This window comes from Exiguobacterium sp. GL_137 (assembly GCF_057834585.1).
This window is the reverse complement of the sequence record NZ_CM174406.1, coordinates 2,061,903-2,079,433: the sequence shown is the minus strand read 5'-3', so window position 1 is coordinate 2,079,433 and position 17,531 is coordinate 2,061,903. Positions and strand designations below refer to the sequence as shown.

Genomic DNA, 17,531 nt, shown 5'->3' with positions numbered 1-17,531 from the left:
ATGATTAAGAAGGGAAAACTGGCCACGTTCTTCATTATCGTCGCCGCGCTGCTCGTTTTGATTGGCACGACATCGAATTGGCTCTTAAAAGACACCAAACTCGGTCTGGACTTAAAAGGCGGATTTGAAGTCTTGTATGAAGTACAACCATTGAAAAAAGGTGACGTCATCGATGCGAATGCGATGAGCGCGACGCTGACGGCAATCGAAAACCGGGTTAACGTACTGGGTGTTTCGGAACCGGACATCCGGATCGAAGGAGACAACCGGATTCGTGTTCAACTGGCAGGTGTCAAAAATCAAAGTGAAGCCCGTCAGATTTTATCCTCGACTGCCGAACTGTCATTCCGGGACATCAACGACAAAGTGTTACTTGATGGATCAGACTTAAAGGCAAAAGGAGCGAAAGTCGGATACGATCCGCAAACAAACGCACCGCTCGTCGAACTGACAATGAAGTCGAAAGAAAAATTTTATGAAGTGACACAACAAGTGTCTAAAATGCAACCTCCTGCAAATCGTCTTGTCATCTGGCTCGACTATGAAAAAGGGGATACGTACGAAAAAGAGATTCAAAAAGAAAATTCAAAAATCGTCTCCGATGCTTCGGTCCAACAGCCGATCAACTCGGATAAAGCCATCATCTCTGGTGGTGACATTACAGCAGAATACGGAAAACAACTATCGTCAATCCTGAATGCCGGAGCACTACCCGTCAAACTGGATGAAATCTATTCGACGTCTGTCTCGGCCGCGTTTGGTCAAGATGCCCTCGATCAGACATTGTTTGCGTCAATGATCGGTGTTGCAGCCGTCTTCCTCTTCATGTTGCTGTTCTACCGGGTATCTGGTTTAGTGTCGATCATTACATTGTTGTTCTATATCTATCTCGTCATGATTTTCTTTAACGGGATCAATGCAGTCTTGACATTGCCGGGTATCGCTGCGCTCGTACTGGGTGTCGGGATGGCAGTGGATGCGAACATCATCACGGCAGAACGGATCAAAGATGAACTCCGAAGCGGGAAATCCGTCTTGTCCGCCTTTAAAGCCGGTAACCGCCGCTCATTTGGTACGATTCTTGATGCCAACTTGACGACGTTGATTTCAGCAGGCGTGTTGTATTACTTCGGAACAAGTACCGTCAAAGGATTTGCCATCATGTTGATGGTCTCGATTGCCGTTACGTTCATCACGAATGTTTTCATCTCACGTTACTTGATGCAACTTCTCGTCAGCAGCCGCTGGTTTGATAAGAAAAAAACCTGGTTTGGCGTAAAGGAGGATGAAATTCGTGAACTTTAATCCAACGAAATTTGATTATGTAAAACACCGGAACATTTACTTCATCATCACGATTGCCCTTGTCGTCATTTCTGTTTTGTTGCTGACATTCCGCGGTTTGAACCTTGGAATTGACTTTTCAGAAGGCACACGGGTTGAAATTTCTTCAACGAACACGATCAAAGAAGCAGAGGTTCGTTCCGTCATTGAAGAGGCCGGAATTGATGCCACTGAAATCAATGGTGTGCAATTCGCGCAAGGCGGAAAGCTCGCGAACGTGACGTTCGTCGGAGAATTCGATCAGGAGCAAATCTCGAAAATGAAACAAACGATTGAAGCAAAATATAAAAAAGAACCAAGCATCTCGACAGTGTCGGCACAGGTCGGTCAGGAAATCGCCCGTAACGCGATTTATGCCGTCTTGCTGGCTTCACTCGGAATCGTTATTTACGTCTCGTTCCGTTTCCAACCGTTATACGGGATTGCGACTGTCCTTGCTTTGCTCCATGATGCGTTGATGATCATTGCCTTCTTCTCGTTGTTCCAGATTGAAGTTAATCTGTACTTCATCGCAGCGATTTTGACGATCATCGGTTATTCGGTCAATGATACGATTGTTACCTTTGACCGGGTCCGGGAAAACTTGGGTCTTGCTGAAAAAGGTGGCCGTCAAGTGACGTTCAGTGAATTGTCGCATATCGTCAATGAATCGATTCAACAGACAATCATTCGTTCAATCAACACGGTCGTCACAGTCATCATGACGGCAGCGGCACTCTACATCTTCGGTAGTGAAGCGATCCGTGGATTCAGTCTTGCCTTACTCGTTGGTCTGATCATGGGCATGTATTCTTCGATCTTCATCGCAGCCCAACTGTGGCTCGTCATGAAAGGTCGGACGCTGAAATCAACAAAACAAGCCTCATAACCTGACCCGTGTTAGCTATCGCTAACGCGGGTTTTGTTCTATAATGATGAAGTTGATTGGAGGGATTAGATGTATCATTCAAAGAAAACATGGATCGATAAGCAAGTCGATTCCGTTAAAATAGACGAACTGGCTGGCCAGGTGAACGTTTCCCATCAAGTCGCACACTTGCTCGTGCAACGTGGCTTTGAGACAGCGGATCAAGCTAAAGCGTTTTTGGAAACCGATCAAATGGCGTTTCATGATCCGTTCCTGTTCCAGGACATGAACAAAGTAGTCGCCCGGATCCAGCAAGCGGCTGATGAAGGTGAGATGATTTTGATTTACGGAGACTATGATGTCGACGGCGTCAGTTCCGCTGCGATTTTATGGCATGCGTTGATTGAAATCGGTGCGATGGCGGAATGCTACATTCCGAATCGGTTTACAGAAGGTTACGGACCAAACGAGGCAGCGTTCCGCTGGGCGGCAGAAGAAGGATTCGGTCTCGTCATCACGGTCGACTGCGGAATTTCCGGTATCGAGGAAGCCGCCGTCTTAAAAGAACTCGGCGTTGATTTAATCATTACCGATCACCATGAAGCAAAAGACGTCTTGCCGGACGCTTTCGCCATGATTCATCCGGGTGTTGATTCCAATTACCCGTATTCGAAGCTTGCCGGTGCCGGTGTTGCCTTTAAGGTCGCCCATGCGTTACTGGGACGTGTGCCGGAAGAATTGCTTGATTTGGCTGTACTCGGAACGATTGCCGACTTAGTGCCGCTCGTCGGTGAAAACCGGTTGCTTGCAGCGAAAGGGATTGAAGCGTTAAATGCCAGTGAACGACCGGGTATTTTAGCGTTACGGAAAGTCTGCAGTCTCGTCGAAGACGAGTTGACGGAAGAGTCGGTCGGGTTTGCCTTTGGTCCCCGGATCAATGCAGCCGGTCGACTCGACTCGGCGATGCCGGCGCTTGAGATGTTACTCGCGGAAACAATAGAAGAAGCCAGCCTGCTTGCAGAACAACTCGACCAACAAAATAAACAACGGCAGGATATCGTCAAAAAGATTGCCGAAGAAGCGACCGACCTCGTGGAACAGCATTATCTGGCAGACCGTGTCTTAGTCGTCGATTCGGATCAATGGAATCCGGGTGTCGTCGGAATCGTAGCGTCCCGGCTTGTTGAAAAGTATCATCGACCTGTGATTCTTTTGTGTCATGATGCAGAAAAAGGGACGGCAAAAGGTTCTGGCCGTTCGATTGCCGCATTTGATCTCTTTGCCGAGTTGAATCAGTCAGCTGATATACTACCGCACTTCGGAGGACATCCGGCTGCTGCCGGAATGACATTGTCATCAGAAAACGTCAGTGTTTTACGGGAACGATTGAATGCCCAAGCGGCAAGTTTGCCGGAAGAAGCGTTCATCGCGACGACAGAAATTGATTTACGCCTGAATGTTTCGGATGTCTCCATCGGCTTGATTGAAGAGATGGGACGACTCGCACCGTTCGGTATGGGGAATCCGTCACCGCGTGTCGTCGTGGAAGGTGCCAGCATCCGAGACTTAAAACGGATTGGCCGTGATTTGACCCACCTGAAGGTTCTCGTGACCGACGGAAAGACCGAACTGGATGGAATCGGATTCGGTTTTGGTGACGCCGTCGACGAAGTGTCATCACTCGCAGAAGTGTCGTTAATGGGGAGTCTGAATATCAATGAATGGAACGGTTTCCGTAAACCGCAACTGATGATTCAGGATTTAGCAGTCGTCGATTACCAACTATTTGATTACCGTGGTGGCAAGAAACCGTTGACGGATGTGTTTGAACTTCCGCATGATACGACGACGTTTGTCGCCTTCTCGGAAGAAACACAAACCAAATATGCCGAGCGTACGCTAAATGGATCTGCTAAGGCAAACGTCGTCTTTTTGGATCTGCCGGAAGAAGAGTCGGCCTTCTTGCCTTATTTGAACGAAGCCGAACGGATTTACTGTGCGTTTAAAGACGAAGGATACTATTTCGAGACGATTCCATCCCGGGAAGAATTTAAGCATTACTTTAATTACTTTGCGAAATGCCCCCGTGATGAGCTCCGAATTGGACTTGTTCGTTTGTCGAAATCGCGAAAATGGTCGAAACGTTCGATTAACTTTATGCATTCAGTGTTTTCGGAACTTGATTTTCTTGTTACAATGGAGGACGGGCTGCCGGGTGTGAACCCGAACGCTGAAAAACGAGACTTGACGGAAGCTGCGACGTACAAGCGTCATGAGGAACGTCAACGTCTTGAGCAACAATACATTTATTCGTCACTCGCTCAGTTGAAAGAGCGTTTTGATACTTTGGTAGAAGCGGCGAAGCAGGAGGAAATGACATGGAGTTCAAACAGCATATAAAAGAGGTCGAAAACTGGCCGAAAGAAGGAATCAGTTTCAAAGATATCACATCCCTGATGCAAAACGGTCCTGCTTACAAGCAGTCGGTCGATGCCTTGATCGATTATGCCCGTAAACAAGGAGCGGACGTCATCGCTGGACCGGAAGCACGCGGATTTGTTGTCGGCTGCCCGGCAGCATACGCGATGGAAATCGGATTTGTACCTGTCCGTAAAGAAGGGAAATTACCACGTGAGACGGTCCGTGTCGAGTATGGTCTTGAGTACGGAAAAGATGTCTTGACGATGCATCACGATGCGATCCAACCAGGACAACGCGTCGTCATCCTGGATGACCTACTGGCAACAGGCGGAACAATCGAAGCGACAATCAAAATGATCGAGCAACTTGGTGGAACGGTTGCCGGAATCGGATTCTTGATCGAGCTCGACGGTTTAGGTGGACGTGAAAAATTAGAAGGATACGATATTCTTTCCTTAATTCGTTACGCAGATTAATGAATCGCAAGTACCTTCCCGACAGTGGTCGGGGGGTATTTCTTTTTATTTTGACATATTATCAAAATTTCACGATAATAGAGGATATATATTAGGGATTCAGCGTAATCAATCCCGGGGACTGGGTGAGGATAAGGGATGACAAATAAACAAATCGTAAATGTAGAAGACCTTCTCGCTCGATGTGCGGAGTACATGACAGAGGCAGAAGTTAAAGATATCGAACGCGCCTATCAATTCGCAAAAGACGAGCATGACGGACAATTTCGTCGATCGGGTGAACCTTACATCATTCACCCCGTTCAAGTAGCGGGGATACTAGTGGATATCGGTTTGGATGCGACAACGATTGTTGCCGCGCTTCTTCATGATGTCGTCGAGGACACCGATATTACGCTGGAACAACTGACGGAACGATTTGGAGCAGATGTTACGATGCTCGTCGATGGTGTGACGAAGCTTGGTAAAATCAAATACAAGTCGAAACGGGAAGAACTGGCCGAGAATCATCGGAAGATGTTCATCGCGATGGCCGAGGACATTCGGGTCATCTTGATCAAGCTGGCCGACCGTTTGCACAATATGCGGACTTTGCAACACATGGTCAAAGAGAAGCAAGTACAAAAAGCGGAAGAGACACTTGAAATCTTTGCCCCGCTTGCTCATCGTCTCGGGATTTCGACGATCAAATGGGAACTGGAAGACATCAGTCTGCGTTATATCAACCCGCAACAGTACTACCGGATCGTCTCGATGATGAAACAAAAGCGGACCGAACGGGAAGCACTCGTCACGTCTGTCATCGATGAAGTCAATGAGGTCCTGGAAGAAGTTGAGATTGCAGCTGAGGTCGATGGTCGTCCAAAACATATTTATTCCATCTATAACAAGATGCAAAACTCGAAAAAAGAGTTCAGTGAGATTTATGACTTGATGGCGGTCCGAATCATCGTCGATTCGATCAAGGATTGTTATGCGGTGCTCGGAATTATTCATACGCAATATAAACCGATGCCCGGTCGCTTCAAGGATTATATTGCGATGCCAAAACCGAATATGTACCAGTCGTTGCATACAACGGTCATCGGGCCGAAGGGTGAACCGCTTGAAGTGCAAATTCGGACACGCGATATGCATTTCATCGCCGAGTACGGAATTGCCGCTCACTGGGCGTATAAAGAAGGAAAAGAGCAGGAAGCCAAATCAGGTTTTGAAGATAAAATTGCTCATTTCCGTGAAATCTTGGAACTCCAAAAAGATACGGCGGACGCGGAAGAATTCATGGAATCAGTCAAAGTCGATTTCTTCAGTGATATGTTATACGTCTTTACGCCAAAAGGAGACGTCATCGAGCTGCCGAAAGGTTCGGTCCCGATTGATTACGCGTACCGGATTCATACAGAAATCGGTCACCGGACAATCGGTGCCAAAGTCAACGGACGGATGGTGCCGATTGACTATAAATTGAAGACCGGTGACATCATTGAAATCGTCACATCCAAACACAGTTATGGTCCAAGCAAAGACTGGCTGAAAATTTGTGTGTCGAGTCAGGCGAAAAATAAAATCCGTCAATGGTTCAAACGCCAGCAACGGGAAGAAAATGTCTCAAAGGGCCGCGAATTAATTGAGGCGGAAGTGAAGAAACTCGGTTTCGAGCCAAAAGACGTCATCAATGAAAAGACGCTCGAAGACGTGACACGGAAGTTTAACTTCGGTCAGGAAGAAGATATGTATGCGGCAGTCGGCTATCATGGACTGACCGCGGCTCAAGTCGCCCATAAATTGACGGAAAAATTGCGCAAAGACAAAGAATCGAAGAATATGGAATTAAACGAAGCCATCAGCGGGATGAAGACATTTGACCGGCCGCAGAAACAGAATCCGGAAGGGGTTCGCGTCAAAGGGATCGACAATATGTTAGTCCGCATGAGTCGTTGCTGTAATCCGGTTCCGGGTGACGACATCGTCGGCTATATCACCCGTGGCCGCGGGGTTTCGATTCACCGGTCCGATTGTCTGAACGTCATTCATGAACAGAATCCGGAACGGTTGCTTGAAGTCGAATGGGAACACGAAGGAAAAACAGTCAAGAGTTATAACGTCGAAATCGAAATCTCGGGTTTTGACCGGGCAGGTCTGTTAAATGACGTTCTCCAATCGGTATCCGCGATGAATACGAATATCGTAGCCGTCAGCGGGAAGGGAAACGACAGCAAACAGGCGAAGATTTCAATGACGATTGCAATCGACAACGTCAACCATTTGCAAAAGGTCGTTGATCGGATTAAACAAATATCAGACGTCTATGCGGTGCATCGCGTCATGATGACATAAGGAGCGGATAGAAATGCGAGTCGTATTACAACGGGTCAAAGAAGCAAGTGTGACGGTCGAAGGGGCAGTTACCGGTCAAATCGATCAAGGATTTCTTTTACTCGTCGGGATCACGCATGACGATACGCTGGAGCAAGTCAACTGGTTGGCGGACAAAATTGCCGGTTTACGGGTGTTCGAGGATGAAGAAGAGCGGATGAACCGTTCGTTGCAGGATGTCGAAGGTAAAATCTTATCGGTGTCCCAGTTCACCTTATACGGAGACATCAAAAAAGGCCGTCGTCCTGCCTTTACGGAAGCGGCAAAACCGGATCTTGCGAACGAGTTGTATGAAGCGTTTAACGCGCGTTTACGTCAGCAGGGAATTGTTGTTGAAACGGGACAGTTCGGAGCGATGATGGACGTCGCACTCGTCAATGACGGACCGGTCACGCTGATTTTAGAAAAGTGACCAAAGTCTTGACAGGATCTTTTGAACGAGGCAATATAAAGGATAACAGAACGAATTAAGAACCGATGACGAAGAAGAGTAATTTAGATCTCGGCTGCATAGAGAGTCGCCCCCCGGCTGAAAGGGTGATCAGACGAACTAGATGAAAGACCCTTTTGAGGTATTTTCCTGAAACGAACAGAGTAGGGAAAATCGTAGGCAGGCGTTAACTGCACCGAGTGGCTGAGAATTTTCAGCAACCAGGGTGGTACCACGGGATCTTCAGGTTCTCGTCCCTTTGCGGACGAGGACTTTTTTTGTATTCAAAAAGGAGGAATTAGGATGAAATTACCACGCGGAACGTTTGATGTACTTCCGGGTACAGTAGAACGTTGGCAGTATATTGAAAACCAATTGCGGGAGATCAGTAAACGGTACAACTATAAAGAAATCCGGACACCGATCTTTGAAGAAACAGAGTTGTTCAAACGGGGTGTCGGTGAGACGACGGACATCGTTCAAAAAGAGATGTTCATGCTTGAAAAACGCGGGAAGGAACAATTTACGCTTCGTCCGGAAGGGACAGCAGCCGTCGTTCGTTCATTCGTGACGAATAAACTCTACGGCGCCGCCAATCAACCGGTCAAACTCTTTTATATCGGACCGATGTTCCGCTATGAACGTCCGCAAGCCGGTCGTTTCCGCCAGTTACACCAATATGGCGTCGAGGCACTCGGCAGCGAAGAACCGGCAATCGATGCAGAAGTCATCAGTCTTGCGATGAGTATTTACCGCTCGTTTGGTCTGAAAAAACTGAAGCTCGTCATCAACTCGCTCGGAGACAGCGAAAGCCGCGCCGCGCACCGGGAAGCACTGGTCAATCACTTCAAACCGGTCGCCCACGAGTTATGCCAGGATTGTCAGAACCGTCTCGAAGCGAATCCGCTCCGGGTACTGGATTGCAAAGTCGACCGTAATCACCCGAGCATGGCGACAGCGCCGTCGATCCTCGACTTCCTGAACCCGGCTTCGAAAGACTATTTCGATCAAGTCCTGTTGCACCTGGATGCGCTCGGCATCGAATACGTGATTGATCCGACACTGGTCCGAGGACTTGATTACTACAATCACACGTCGTTTGAGATCATGTCGGAAGCAGAAGGGTTCGGCGCGATCACGACACTTTGCGGCGGCGGACGTTATAACGGACTCGTCGAACAAATCGGCGGACCGGCTACACCGGGAATCGGATTTGGAATCGGGATCGAACGTCTGTTGATGGCGCTTGAAAATGAAGGTGTCCTGCCGGAAATCGATGATGCGATTGATGTCTTCATCGTCGCGCAAGGCAACGAAGAAGTTGAAAAAACGGCAACACGCCTGTTGCAACTGATGCGTCTCGAAGGACTTGCCGCTGACCGTGATTATCTCGGACGGAAGTTCAAAGGACAATTCAAAGCAGCCGATCGGATGAAAGCCCGCTTCACTGTCATTTTGGGAGACGAAGAAGTCGAACGTGGAGCAGCAGCGTTAAAAGACATGTCGACCGGTGAACAGATTGATGTGCCATTATCAGCTGTCGCCGATACGATTGTCGCGAAATTAAAGGAGGAAGCATAATGATCGGACGTACACACATGAACGGAACCGTAACAGAAGAAACAATCGGCCAAGCCGTTCAATTAAAAGGATGGGTCCAAAAAAGACGTGACCTCGGAGGATTAATTTTCCTTGATCTTCGTGACCGGACCGGGATCGTCCAAGTCGTCTTCCAACCGGAAAACGAACAGGCGCACCGCCTGGCGGAATCGATTCGTTCGGAATACGTGCTCGATATCAAAGGCACGGTCATCCAGCGTGAAAATCCGAACCCGAACATCCCGACCGGACAAGTCGAAGTCGTCGCAGACGAAGTCATCATCTTAAACGCTTCAAAAATGACGCCGTTCCCGATCAGTGAGGAAGCGGAACAGACATCAGAAGATTTGCGTCTGAAATACCGTTACCTCGATCTTCGTCGTCCGTCGTTACAAGAGACATTCCGTCTGCGTTCGAAAGCTTCGAACATCATGCGGAACTTCCTTGACGAACAGGATTTCCTCGAAGTCGAGACACCGATCTTAACAAAATCGACACCGGAAGGCGCACGGGATTATTTGGTTCCGAGTCGTGTTCACCCGGGTGAGTTTTACGCCTTGCCGCAATCACCGCAATTGTTTAAGCAATTGTTGATGGTTTCGGGCTTTGAGCGGTACTTCCAAATTGCCCGTTGTTTCCGTGACGAAGATTTACGGGCCGACCGTCAACCGGAATTCACACAAGTCGATATCGAAACGAGCTTCATGGATGTTGAAGATTTATATGCAATGATGGAATCAATGATGACACGTGTCATGAAAGAAACGCTCGGAAAAGACATCACGACACCGTTCCCGCGGATGCCGTATGCAGAAGCGATGAGCCGGTTCGGTTCAGATAAACCGGATACGCGTTTTGGTCTTGAATTGATTGATGTCGCAGAAGCAGTCACAGGAGCCGGCTTTAAAGTCTTCGACATGGCGCTAGAATCAGGCGGCGAAGTCAAAGCGTTGAATGTCAAAGGCGCAGCCGATCAGTTCTCCCGCAAAGACATCGATAAATTACAAGAATTCACAGCGATTTATGGAGCGAAGGGTCTTGCCTGGGTCAAAGTGACAGCAGACGGACTGAACGGTCCAATCGCGAAGTTCTTTGACGAGACAGCAACGGCCCGACTCGTGGAAGCGACGGCAGCTGAAGCCGGTGACTTACTTGTTTTCGTCGCAGCAAAAGCTTCGATCGTTGCCGACAGCCTCGGTGCACTGCGACAAAAACTCGGGAAAGAACTCGGTTTGATTGACGAAACCGTCTTCAACTTCCTGTGGGTAACAGACTTCCCACTCGTAACGTTCGAAGAAGCGGACGGCCGTTTTTATGCGAACCACCATCCGTTCACGATGCCGCGCCGGGAAGATCTCGAGAAACTCGAGACAGACCCGGGCAGCGTCCTTGCCGTAGCCTATGATCTCGTCTTGAACGGGTATGAGCTCGGTGGCGGATCACAACGGATTTACGAACGTGATATCCAGGAGCGGATGTTTAAACTGCTTGGCTTCACGGAAGAAGAAGCAAATGAACAGTTTGGTTTCCTGATGGAGGCGTTCGAGTACGGCACGCCGCCGCACGCAGGTATTGCACTCGGTCTTGACCGTCTCATTATGCTGCTTGCTGGCCGGACGAACTTACGTGATACGATTGCATTCCCGAAAACAGCTTCGGCAAGCGATCTGCTGACAGCGGCACCAAGCCCGGTTTCAGACGCACAACTGAATGAACTGTCGATTCGGACAGCTGTCAAACAATCATAATACCAACAGATTTCCTTCAGTCATGAGGGGAATCTGTTTTTTTAATGGAGGAGGATTCGTGATGGAGCGCACTTTTTTTGAACGGTCACCGGTTGAGGTGGCCCCGGAACTGTTAGGGAGTCTGTTGACGGTTGATGAGGTCACGATGCGGATTGTCGAAGTGGAAGCATATCTCGGACCGCACGATCAAGCCGCCCATTCTTACAGTGGACGACCAACAAAACGGACGGCACCGATGTTTGGACCGGCCGGTCATATTTATGTGTATTTTACCTACGGCATGCATCATTGTTTGAACATCGTCTGCGGGGAAGTAGGGGAAGGATACGGAATTTTGTTGCGCGGGGCGGAAGTCGTCCACGGACATGATCTCGTTGCGACCCGCCGTTTCGGAAAACCGTATGCGGAACTGACGAAAACCGAACAAAAAAATCTTGTCAATGGTCCCGCCAAATTATGCCAAGCGTTCGGGTTGATGACGGAGGATTCCGGAACGGATCTCTATACGGATCACCGTTTTCAGATTGAAGCCGGTCCAGTTACTGACGTCATCCAGACAACCCGGATCGGGATTCCGAATGCCGGAGAAGCGACAGCCTATCCGTGGCGGTTTTATGAAGCGGGAAGCACCGGGGTCAGTAAAAAATAAATGGATCGGCAGATAAACTTATCGCTGACGGACACATCCTTCACACACAAAAAAACGTGTTTCTCAAAAAAGAGAAGCACGTTTTGCTGTTTTATCGTTTTGGTGTATTGATTGATTTTTTAGATTGCTGTTTTTTATAGAATTTGTAGACGATTGGTCCGACCGTCGTAGCAAGCGTGATTAATGTTCTTAATTTACCTTTTTTAGCAGCCATGAAATAATTCACTCCTTAGTAAGTTGTACTAATCATATTCCACGAAAGCAAAAAGTTAAAACCTTTCCGGCACATCGGTTCTTTGCGAAAGGAAATAAGATTGAGATAGTACGGGTAGAAAAGAGAAAGGAGCTGATGACGTGGCAGGAGTCGTATGGTATCGAAAAGATTTGCGGGTCGACGATCATGAAGCATTGATGCGTGCATGCAACGAACAAAACACGGTCCGTGCAGTATTTATCCAGCAGGAATCCGGAGACCGTGGAAAACAGCAAGTAAGGTTTGAACAGGAAACGCTTCAGTCCTTGCGGGAACACTTAGAACAACTTGGCGTCGAACTGACGATTTTACAAGGGGAGACAGTCGAACAACTGACATCGTTTGTTCAACCGGAGGACATCGTTTACTTTCACCGGATGACGGGTGAGTACGAAGCACGACAGGAAAACGCAGTGCAAAAACATTTTACCACGCGAATGTATGAGACCCAGACGCTTCATCTCCGGGAAGATATCGGCAGTGACGAACTGAAACGTGTCTTCACGGCGTTCCGGAAAAGAGTTGAGCATGACGGCCGCTTTGCGGATCCAATCGAAGCACCGGGGGAAGTTCGGTACATCGAATCACCGCAAACGAGAGCAGGCTACGACCCGCGAACTGCGTTCCCGTTTACGGGAGGCGAGTCGGCAGGACTGGACCGATTAGCCGCATATTTGGAACGGCCGATTTTTACCTACAAAGAAACACGAAACGGCTTTGACGTTGATGACTCTTCGAAATTATCCGCCTGGCTGGCAAACGGTTCGCTGTCCCCGCGACGGGTCATGGCAGAACTTCAACGGACCGAACGCGAGCATGACGCTAATGAATCAACATACTGGTTGTATTTCGAATTGTTATGGCGCGACTTTTTCCACTTGACGATGCGTGAGACAGGATACCGGCTGTTCCGTTCCAATGGGTTACGGGACGGACACTTGACCTGGAAGACGGATCCAGCGGCGATTAATTCCTGGATTGCAGGGGAGACGGGTGAACCGTTTGTCGATGCGTTCATGCGGGAAATCAAGGAGACCGGCTGGATGTCGAACCGTGGACGTCAGATTACGGCCAGTTATCTGATTCATGACTTAAAGCAGGATTGGCGGATCGGTGCGCGATACTTTGAACAGCAGTTGATTGATTACGATGTAGCCTCCAATTACGGGAACTGGGCTTATATTGCAGGCGTTGGAAATGCGACCCGGACACCACGGTTTAATCCTGAATTTCAACAACAAAAATATGATCCGGCCAAAGCATTTATCCGGCGCTGGATGTCAAGCGAAACGACTGAAAAATGACCAAATTTTAAGAGTCAGAACCAGTTGCATTTCAATAAGGGGAATGCTATATTAAATGCAACAGATGGGGTTCCTGAGATGTACGAGAGCCGCCTTTTATCTTTGAGCCACTCTTTTTTGATAGGGAGTTTGACGTTCCAACTAGTAGTACATGCCTCGTAACACAGCAGGAGGACGTACGAATAGGAATCGGATAAGACACCCACCTGCGCAGCAGGTTCAAAAATAAGGTATCGACACGGCACTTCGGGTCCCATCGTTTCTTTTTTTAGATGAATCACACCATACGTCGCATGACGTTTTTTTTTATGATATAATTCCGAGTAAAACAGTATGAGTATTGTGAGGTTATGAGATGTTAAATCAATTTTCACGTAATGAATTGGCAATCGGTAAGACCGGACTTGACGCATTGGCATCCAAGTCTGTTGCGATTTTAGGAATCGGCGGCGTCGGTTCGTTTTCGGCGGAAGCCCTGGCCCGCAGCGGCGTCGGTCGTTTGATTCTTGTTGATAAAGATGATATCGATATCACAAACGTCAACCGTCAGATCCATGCCTTGTTACCGACAGTCGGTCAGCCGAAAGTCGATGCAATGGCGGATCGTTTGATGCAAATTAATCCGGATTTAGAAATTGTCCGCTTGAAAATGTTCTACAACGAAGAAACGTTCGAAGCCTTTTTTGCAGAAAATCCAGATTATGTGATTGACGCTTCGGATACAGTATCGTTTAAGATTCATTTGATTAAAGAGTGTAAACAACGTCAGATTCCAATTATCTCGAGTATGGGAATGGCGAACAAGATGGATCCGACACGAATCAAGATCGTTGATATTAAAGATACGAGTTACGATCCGCTTGCAAAAGTGATCCGGACGCGCCTGCGTAAGGAAGGGATCCATAAAGGAGTCCCGGTCGTCTTTTCGGATGAACCACCGGTCAAAATCATCGAAGAAGTCCGTCAAGTCGTCGGTAACGATGAAGCGTTTATTCGGAAAGCTAAAATGCCGCCGAGTTCAAACGCGTTTGTTCCATCGGTTGGTGGATTGATTGCGGCAAGTTATGTCATCAATGAGATTGTCCGGGAAGCTGGCGTCATCATCGAACGTGTCCGTTAAAAAAGCGACCTCAGCAGGTCGCTTTTTCTAATCGTTTACGGTTGTTTTTTCCAAAAATCGAGCCGTGCCTGTAATTGTTTTTCGAATCCGCGTGGACTCGGCTTATAAAAAACCGGTTTGGTTCGTGCCAGGTTTTCCGGCCAATAGTTCTGTTTGACATACGCATGCGGAAACTGGTGCGGATACTGATATTCGACACCATTGCCGAGTGCTGCGGCACCGGCATGATGTGCATCCCGTAAATGCGGAGGGACCGGACCACCATCTGATCGACGGACGAGTTCAAGTGCCTGATCAATCGCTGTAATGACAGTGTTTGATTTCGGAGCAGTCGCGAGATACAGCACAGTTTCAGCAAGCGGAATTCGTGCCTCCGGAAAACCAATGTACTCACAGGCCCGGGCACACGCATCAACGATCAGTAGCGCTTGTGGATCGGATAATCCGATGTCTTCTGCTGCATGGACATAGAGGCGGCGGACGATGAAGCGTGGGCTTTCCCCGGCTTCAATCATGACAGCAAGCCAGTAAAGGGCAGCGTCGGGATCCGAGCCGCGAATCGACTTGATGAAGGCCGAGATGACATCGTAATGCCGGTCTCCGTCTTTATCGTATTTCAAAGCTTTTTGCTGAATCGATTCTTCGGCTACAGCAAGGTCAATCGTGATTTCACCGTCAATTTCCGGTGTTGTCAGAACGGCGAGTTCGAGGGCGTTGAGCAGTGCCCGGTAATCACCGTCCGAAAGCTTCACATAATGCTCGACGGCCTCCTCGGTGACAGTGACCGGATACTTGCCGAGACCGCGGTCCGGGTCTTCTAAAGTCCGGTGCAGAACAACGCGCAAATCGTCTGTCGTCGGTGTCTCGAACCGGAAAACAGTCGCCCTGGATAACAGGGCAGCATTGACTTCAAAACTTGGGTTTTCCGTCGTTGCGCCAATCAACGTGATTGTTCCGGCTTCGAGTGCCGGCAGTAAGGCATCCTGCTGCATTTTATTGAAACGGTGGATTTCATCTAAAAATAAAATGGTTTTTTGTTGGTCAAACTGCAAACGGGATTCCGCTGCTTTTAAGACTTCACGCAACTGATCCAGTTTTGCCGTGACGGCATTCAACTGTTCAAATGCTGATTTCGTATAACTGGAAATGACACGGGCGAGCGTCGTTTTTCCGGTTCCAGGGGGTCCGTAGAAAATAACGGTTCCGAGCCGGTCAGCCAAAATAGCCCGGCGTAACAGGGTCGATTCTCCAATCAAATGGCGTTGGCCAACGATTTCATCCAGTGATTGAGGGCGCATCCGATTGGCAAGTGGCCCGGCCGGAGAATGTGATTCAAATAAATTAGCCATAGGTAGCGTTCCTTCTTTCAACTTTTAGCTACTACTATACTAGAAAGGATGTCTTTTCGCATGATGAAAATCTCGACAAAAGGCCGTTATGGTCTGACAATCATGATTGCACTCGCCAAAGGAGGCGAGGCAAAGCCATTGTCTTTAAAAAAAATTGCGCAGATGTATGATCTGTCCGAGCACTACCTGGAGCAATTGATTGCCCCGCTCCGTAACGGCGGTCTCGTCAAAAGTGTTCGCGGAGCATACGGTGGATATAAATTAGGCCGTTCAGCCGAAGACATTACCGCAGGGGATATCATCCGTCTGCTCGAAGGTCCGCTTGTCGTCGTCGAAGGCGACAATTGTGACGAAGTGACGAAACGGAAATTGTGGGATAAAATTCAAAGTGCCGTGGATCAAGTACTTGATACGACGACATTAAAGGATTTAGCGGAAGAAGACGATACAGGTTATATGTTTTATATATGAGAGGTGAAAAACGATGATGTATTTTGATCACGCTGCAACGACGCCGATGCGGCCCGAAGTGCTCGAGAAGATGACACCATACATGCTTGAACAATTCGGAAATCCGTCAAGCGTCCATGCATTCGGACGAACAGGGCGGGCTGCGATTGACACGGCACGACGAATGATGGCGACGGAATTAAACGCCAGACCGACGGAAATCATCTTTACGAGCGGTGGCACGGAATCCGATAACTATGCCATCCTCGGTGCTGCCATCCAGTATCAATCGAAAGGGCGTCATGTCATCACAACGCGGTTTGAGCACCATGCCGTACTTCATGCTTTCGAGGAACTGGAGAAACGTGGATTTGACGTGACGTATCTTGATATTCCGGAGTCGGGCATCGTGACGGAAGAGGCTTTACGTGCAGCAGTTCGACCGGATACGATTTTAGTATCGATGATGTTCGGGAATAACGAAGTCGGAACGGTCCAGCCGATTGCGGCATGCGGTCGTTTCTTGCGTGAACAACAGATTGTGTTCCATACGGATGCTGTTCAAGTATTTGCGAAGTCGCCCATCGATGTAGAAGCGATGCACATTGATTTGCTGTCGGCATCGAGTCATAAAATCAATGGACCAAAAGGCGTCGGAATATTATATGTCCGGTCTGCTATCAAGTTAGCGCCTCAATCGTATGGTGGGGAACAGGAACGCAAGCGTCGTGCCGGAACGGAAAACGTCGCCGGAATTGTCGGGTTTGCGGAAGCTGTCCGGCTGACGGCAACGGAGCGGGAAGAGCAGACTCGACAGTACCGGCTGTTACGGACGATGTTGCTCGAACGGCTGCGAGCCTCAACGATTGATTTTGAAGTCAACGGGGCGGAAGGATTGCCGCAAGTCCTCAACCTGTATTTCCCAAACGTCGAAATTGAACCGTTTTTAATTATGCTCGACATGCGGGGGATTGCCGTTTCAAGCGGAAGTGCCTGTACGGCAGGATCGGTTGAGCCGTCGCATGTCCTGTCGGCGATGTACGGTGAAAATCCGCGGACGAAACAATCGGTCCGGATCAGCTTCGGCCGTGGAAACGATGCGGCACAAGTCGAACTGCTCGCACAAGGCCTGATAGATGTCGTAAAATCGTTTCAGAACAATTAA

Annotated in this window: 13 protein-coding genes, 1 other RNA gene, 1 pseudogene and 1 other annotated feature; of the genes and pseudogenes, 13 read left to right on the top strand and 2 right to left on the bottom strand. The window is 48.6% G+C overall.

The features are described 5' to 3' along the window. The 8 genes and pseudogenes from secD (at window position 1) to AC3IRK_RS10970 (ending at window position 11,890) form a co-directional block, all read left to right on the top strand. A pseudogene (gene secD, locus AC3IRK_RS11005) lies at window positions 1–2,212 on the top strand (protein translocase subunit SecD). Between the two features lie 69 nt (window positions 2,213–2,281). Then, window positions 2,282–4,591 (top strand): single-stranded-DNA-specific exonuclease RecJ, encoded by a 2,310-nt coding sequence (gene recJ / locus AC3IRK_RS11000; protein ID WP_489169958.1) that lies wholly within the window; start codon window positions 2,282–2,284, stop codon window positions 4,589–4,591. Further along, complete coding sequence (locus tag AC3IRK_RS10995) at window positions 4,570–5,088, top strand: adenine phosphoribosyltransferase (protein WP_012370959.1); 519 nt, start codon at window positions 4,570–4,572, stop codon at window positions 5,086–5,088. The genes recJ and AC3IRK_RS10995 overlap by 22 nt, the downstream gene beginning before the upstream one ends. A 138-nt stretch (window positions 5,089–5,226) precedes the next feature. Further along, the gene (locus tag AC3IRK_RS10990; protein ID WP_114595340.1) at window positions 5,227–7,425 is read left to right on the top strand and encodes a RelA/SpoT family protein; all 2,199 of its coding nucleotides are present in this window, start codon (window positions 5,227–5,229) and stop codon (window positions 7,423–7,425) included. A 13-nt stretch (window positions 7,426–7,438) separates the two neighbouring features. Further along, window positions 7,439–7,876 (top strand): D-aminoacyl-tRNA deacylase, encoded by a 438-nt coding sequence (gene dtd, locus AC3IRK_RS10985; protein ID WP_188004553.1) that lies wholly within the window; start codon window positions 7,439–7,441, stop codon window positions 7,874–7,876. Between the two features lie 56 nt (window positions 7,877–7,932). Continuing rightward, window positions 7,933–8,156 (top strand) — a binding site (T-box leader). Window positions 8,157–8,197: 41 nt separating this feature from the next. Next, the gene (hisS, locus tag AC3IRK_RS10980) at window positions 8,198–9,475 is read left to right on the top strand and encodes a histidine--tRNA ligase (RefSeq protein ID WP_114595342.1); all 1,278 of its coding nucleotides are present in this window, start codon (window positions 8,198–8,200) and stop codon (window positions 9,473–9,475) included. Next, window positions 9,475–11,241 (top strand): aspartate--tRNA ligase, encoded by a 1,767-nt coding sequence (gene aspS, locus AC3IRK_RS10975; RefSeq protein ID WP_131502713.1) that lies wholly within the window; start codon window positions 9,475–9,477, stop codon window positions 11,239–11,241. The genes hisS and aspS overlap by 1 nt, the downstream gene beginning before the upstream one ends. Window positions 11,242–11,302: 61 nt before the next feature. Continuing rightward, complete coding sequence (locus AC3IRK_RS10970) at window positions 11,303–11,890, top strand: DNA-3-methyladenine glycosylase (RefSeq protein ID WP_131502712.1); 588 nt, start codon at window positions 11,303–11,305, stop codon at window positions 11,888–11,890. A gap of 91 nt (window positions 11,891–11,981) precedes the next feature. Here the strand turns inward: AC3IRK_RS10970 and AC3IRK_RS10965 are convergent, their stop codons facing one another. Next, window positions 11,982–12,104 (bottom strand): hypothetical protein, encoded by a 123-nt coding sequence (locus tag AC3IRK_RS10965; RefSeq protein ID WP_012370953.1) that lies wholly within the window; start codon window positions 12,102–12,104, stop codon window positions 11,982–11,984. Between the two features lie 140 nt (window positions 12,105–12,244). Between AC3IRK_RS10965 and AC3IRK_RS10960 the strand changes: the two genes are divergently transcribed. From AC3IRK_RS10960 to AC3IRK_RS10950, 3 genes are all read left to right on the top strand, one after another. Then, complete coding sequence (locus tag AC3IRK_RS10960; protein WP_188004551.1) at window positions 12,245–13,447, top strand: DASH family cryptochrome; 1,203 nt, start codon at window positions 12,245–12,247, stop codon at window positions 13,445–13,447. 67 nt (window positions 13,448–13,514) lie between these two features. Next, window positions 13,515–13,704, top strand: a non-coding RNA gene (ssrS, locus tag AC3IRK_RS10955) — 6S RNA. 98 nt (window positions 13,705–13,802) lie between these two features. Next, window positions 13,803–14,567 (top strand): tRNA threonylcarbamoyladenosine dehydratase, encoded by a 765-nt coding sequence (locus tag AC3IRK_RS10950; RefSeq protein WP_131502710.1) that lies wholly within the window; start codon window positions 13,803–13,805, stop codon window positions 14,565–14,567. A gap of 35 nt (window positions 14,568–14,602) precedes the next feature. Here AC3IRK_RS10950 and AC3IRK_RS10945 read toward each other — a convergent pair whose 3' ends face one another. Then, the gene (locus AC3IRK_RS10945; RefSeq protein WP_131502709.1) at window positions 14,603–15,916 is read right to left on the bottom strand and encodes a replication-associated recombination protein A; all 1,314 of its coding nucleotides are present in this window, start codon (window positions 15,914–15,916) and stop codon (window positions 14,603–14,605) included. Window positions 15,917–15,979: 63 nt separating this feature from the next. Between AC3IRK_RS10945 and cymR the strand changes: the two genes are divergently transcribed. Beyond that, window positions 15,980–16,387, top strand: a complete 408-nt coding sequence (gene cymR / locus AC3IRK_RS10940; protein WP_026827839.1) for a cysteine metabolism transcriptional regulator CymR — start codon at window positions 15,980–15,982, stop codon at window positions 16,385–16,387. A 13-nt stretch (window positions 16,388–16,400) separates the two neighbouring features. After that, window positions 16,401–17,531 (top strand): cysteine desulfurase family protein, encoded by a 1,131-nt coding sequence (locus tag AC3IRK_RS10935; RefSeq protein ID WP_188004550.1) that lies wholly within the window; start codon window positions 16,401–16,403, stop codon window positions 17,529–17,531.

Bases quoted from the DNA above. Each gene is read 5' to 3' on its own strand.
- recJ (WP_489169958.1), top strand. From the start codon at position 2,282: ATGTATCATTCAAAGAAAACATGGATCGATAAGCAAGTCGATTCCGTT.
- AC3IRK_RS10995 (WP_012370959.1), top strand. From the start codon at position 4,570: ATGGAGTTCAAACAGCATATAAAAGAGGTCGAAAACTGGCCGAAAGAA.
- AC3IRK_RS10990 (WP_114595340.1), top strand. From the start codon at position 5,227: ATGACAAATAAACAAATCGTAAATGTAGAAGACCTTCTCGCTCGATGT.
- dtd (WP_188004553.1), top strand. From the start codon at position 7,439: ATGCGAGTCGTATTACAACGGGTCAAAGAAGCAAGTGTGACGGTCGAA.
- hisS (WP_114595342.1), top strand. From the start codon at position 8,198: ATGAAATTACCACGCGGAACGTTTGATGTACTTCCGGGTACAGTAGAA.
- aspS (WP_131502713.1), top strand. From the start codon at position 9,475: ATGATCGGACGTACACACATGAACGGAACCGTAACAGAAGAAACAATC.
- AC3IRK_RS10970 (WP_131502712.1), top strand. From the start codon at position 11,303: ATGGAGCGCACTTTTTTTGAACGGTCACCGGTTGAGGTGGCCCCGGAA.
- AC3IRK_RS10965 (WP_012370953.1), bottom strand. From the start codon at position 12,104: ATGGCTGCTAAAAAAGGTAAATTAAGAACATTAATCACGCTTGCTACG.
- AC3IRK_RS10950 (WP_131502710.1), top strand. From the start codon at position 13,803: ATGTTAAATCAATTTTCACGTAATGAATTGGCAATCGGTAAGACCGGA.
- AC3IRK_RS10945 (WP_131502709.1), bottom strand. From the start codon at position 15,916: ATGGCTAATTTATTTGAATCACATTCTCCGGCCGGGCCACTTGCCAAT.
- cymR (WP_026827839.1), top strand. From the start codon at position 15,980: ATGAAAATCTCGACAAAAGGCCGTTATGGTCTGACAATCATGATTGCA.
- AC3IRK_RS10935 (WP_188004550.1), top strand. From the start codon at position 16,401: ATGATGTATTTTGATCACGCTGCAACGACGCCGATGCGGCCCGAAGTG.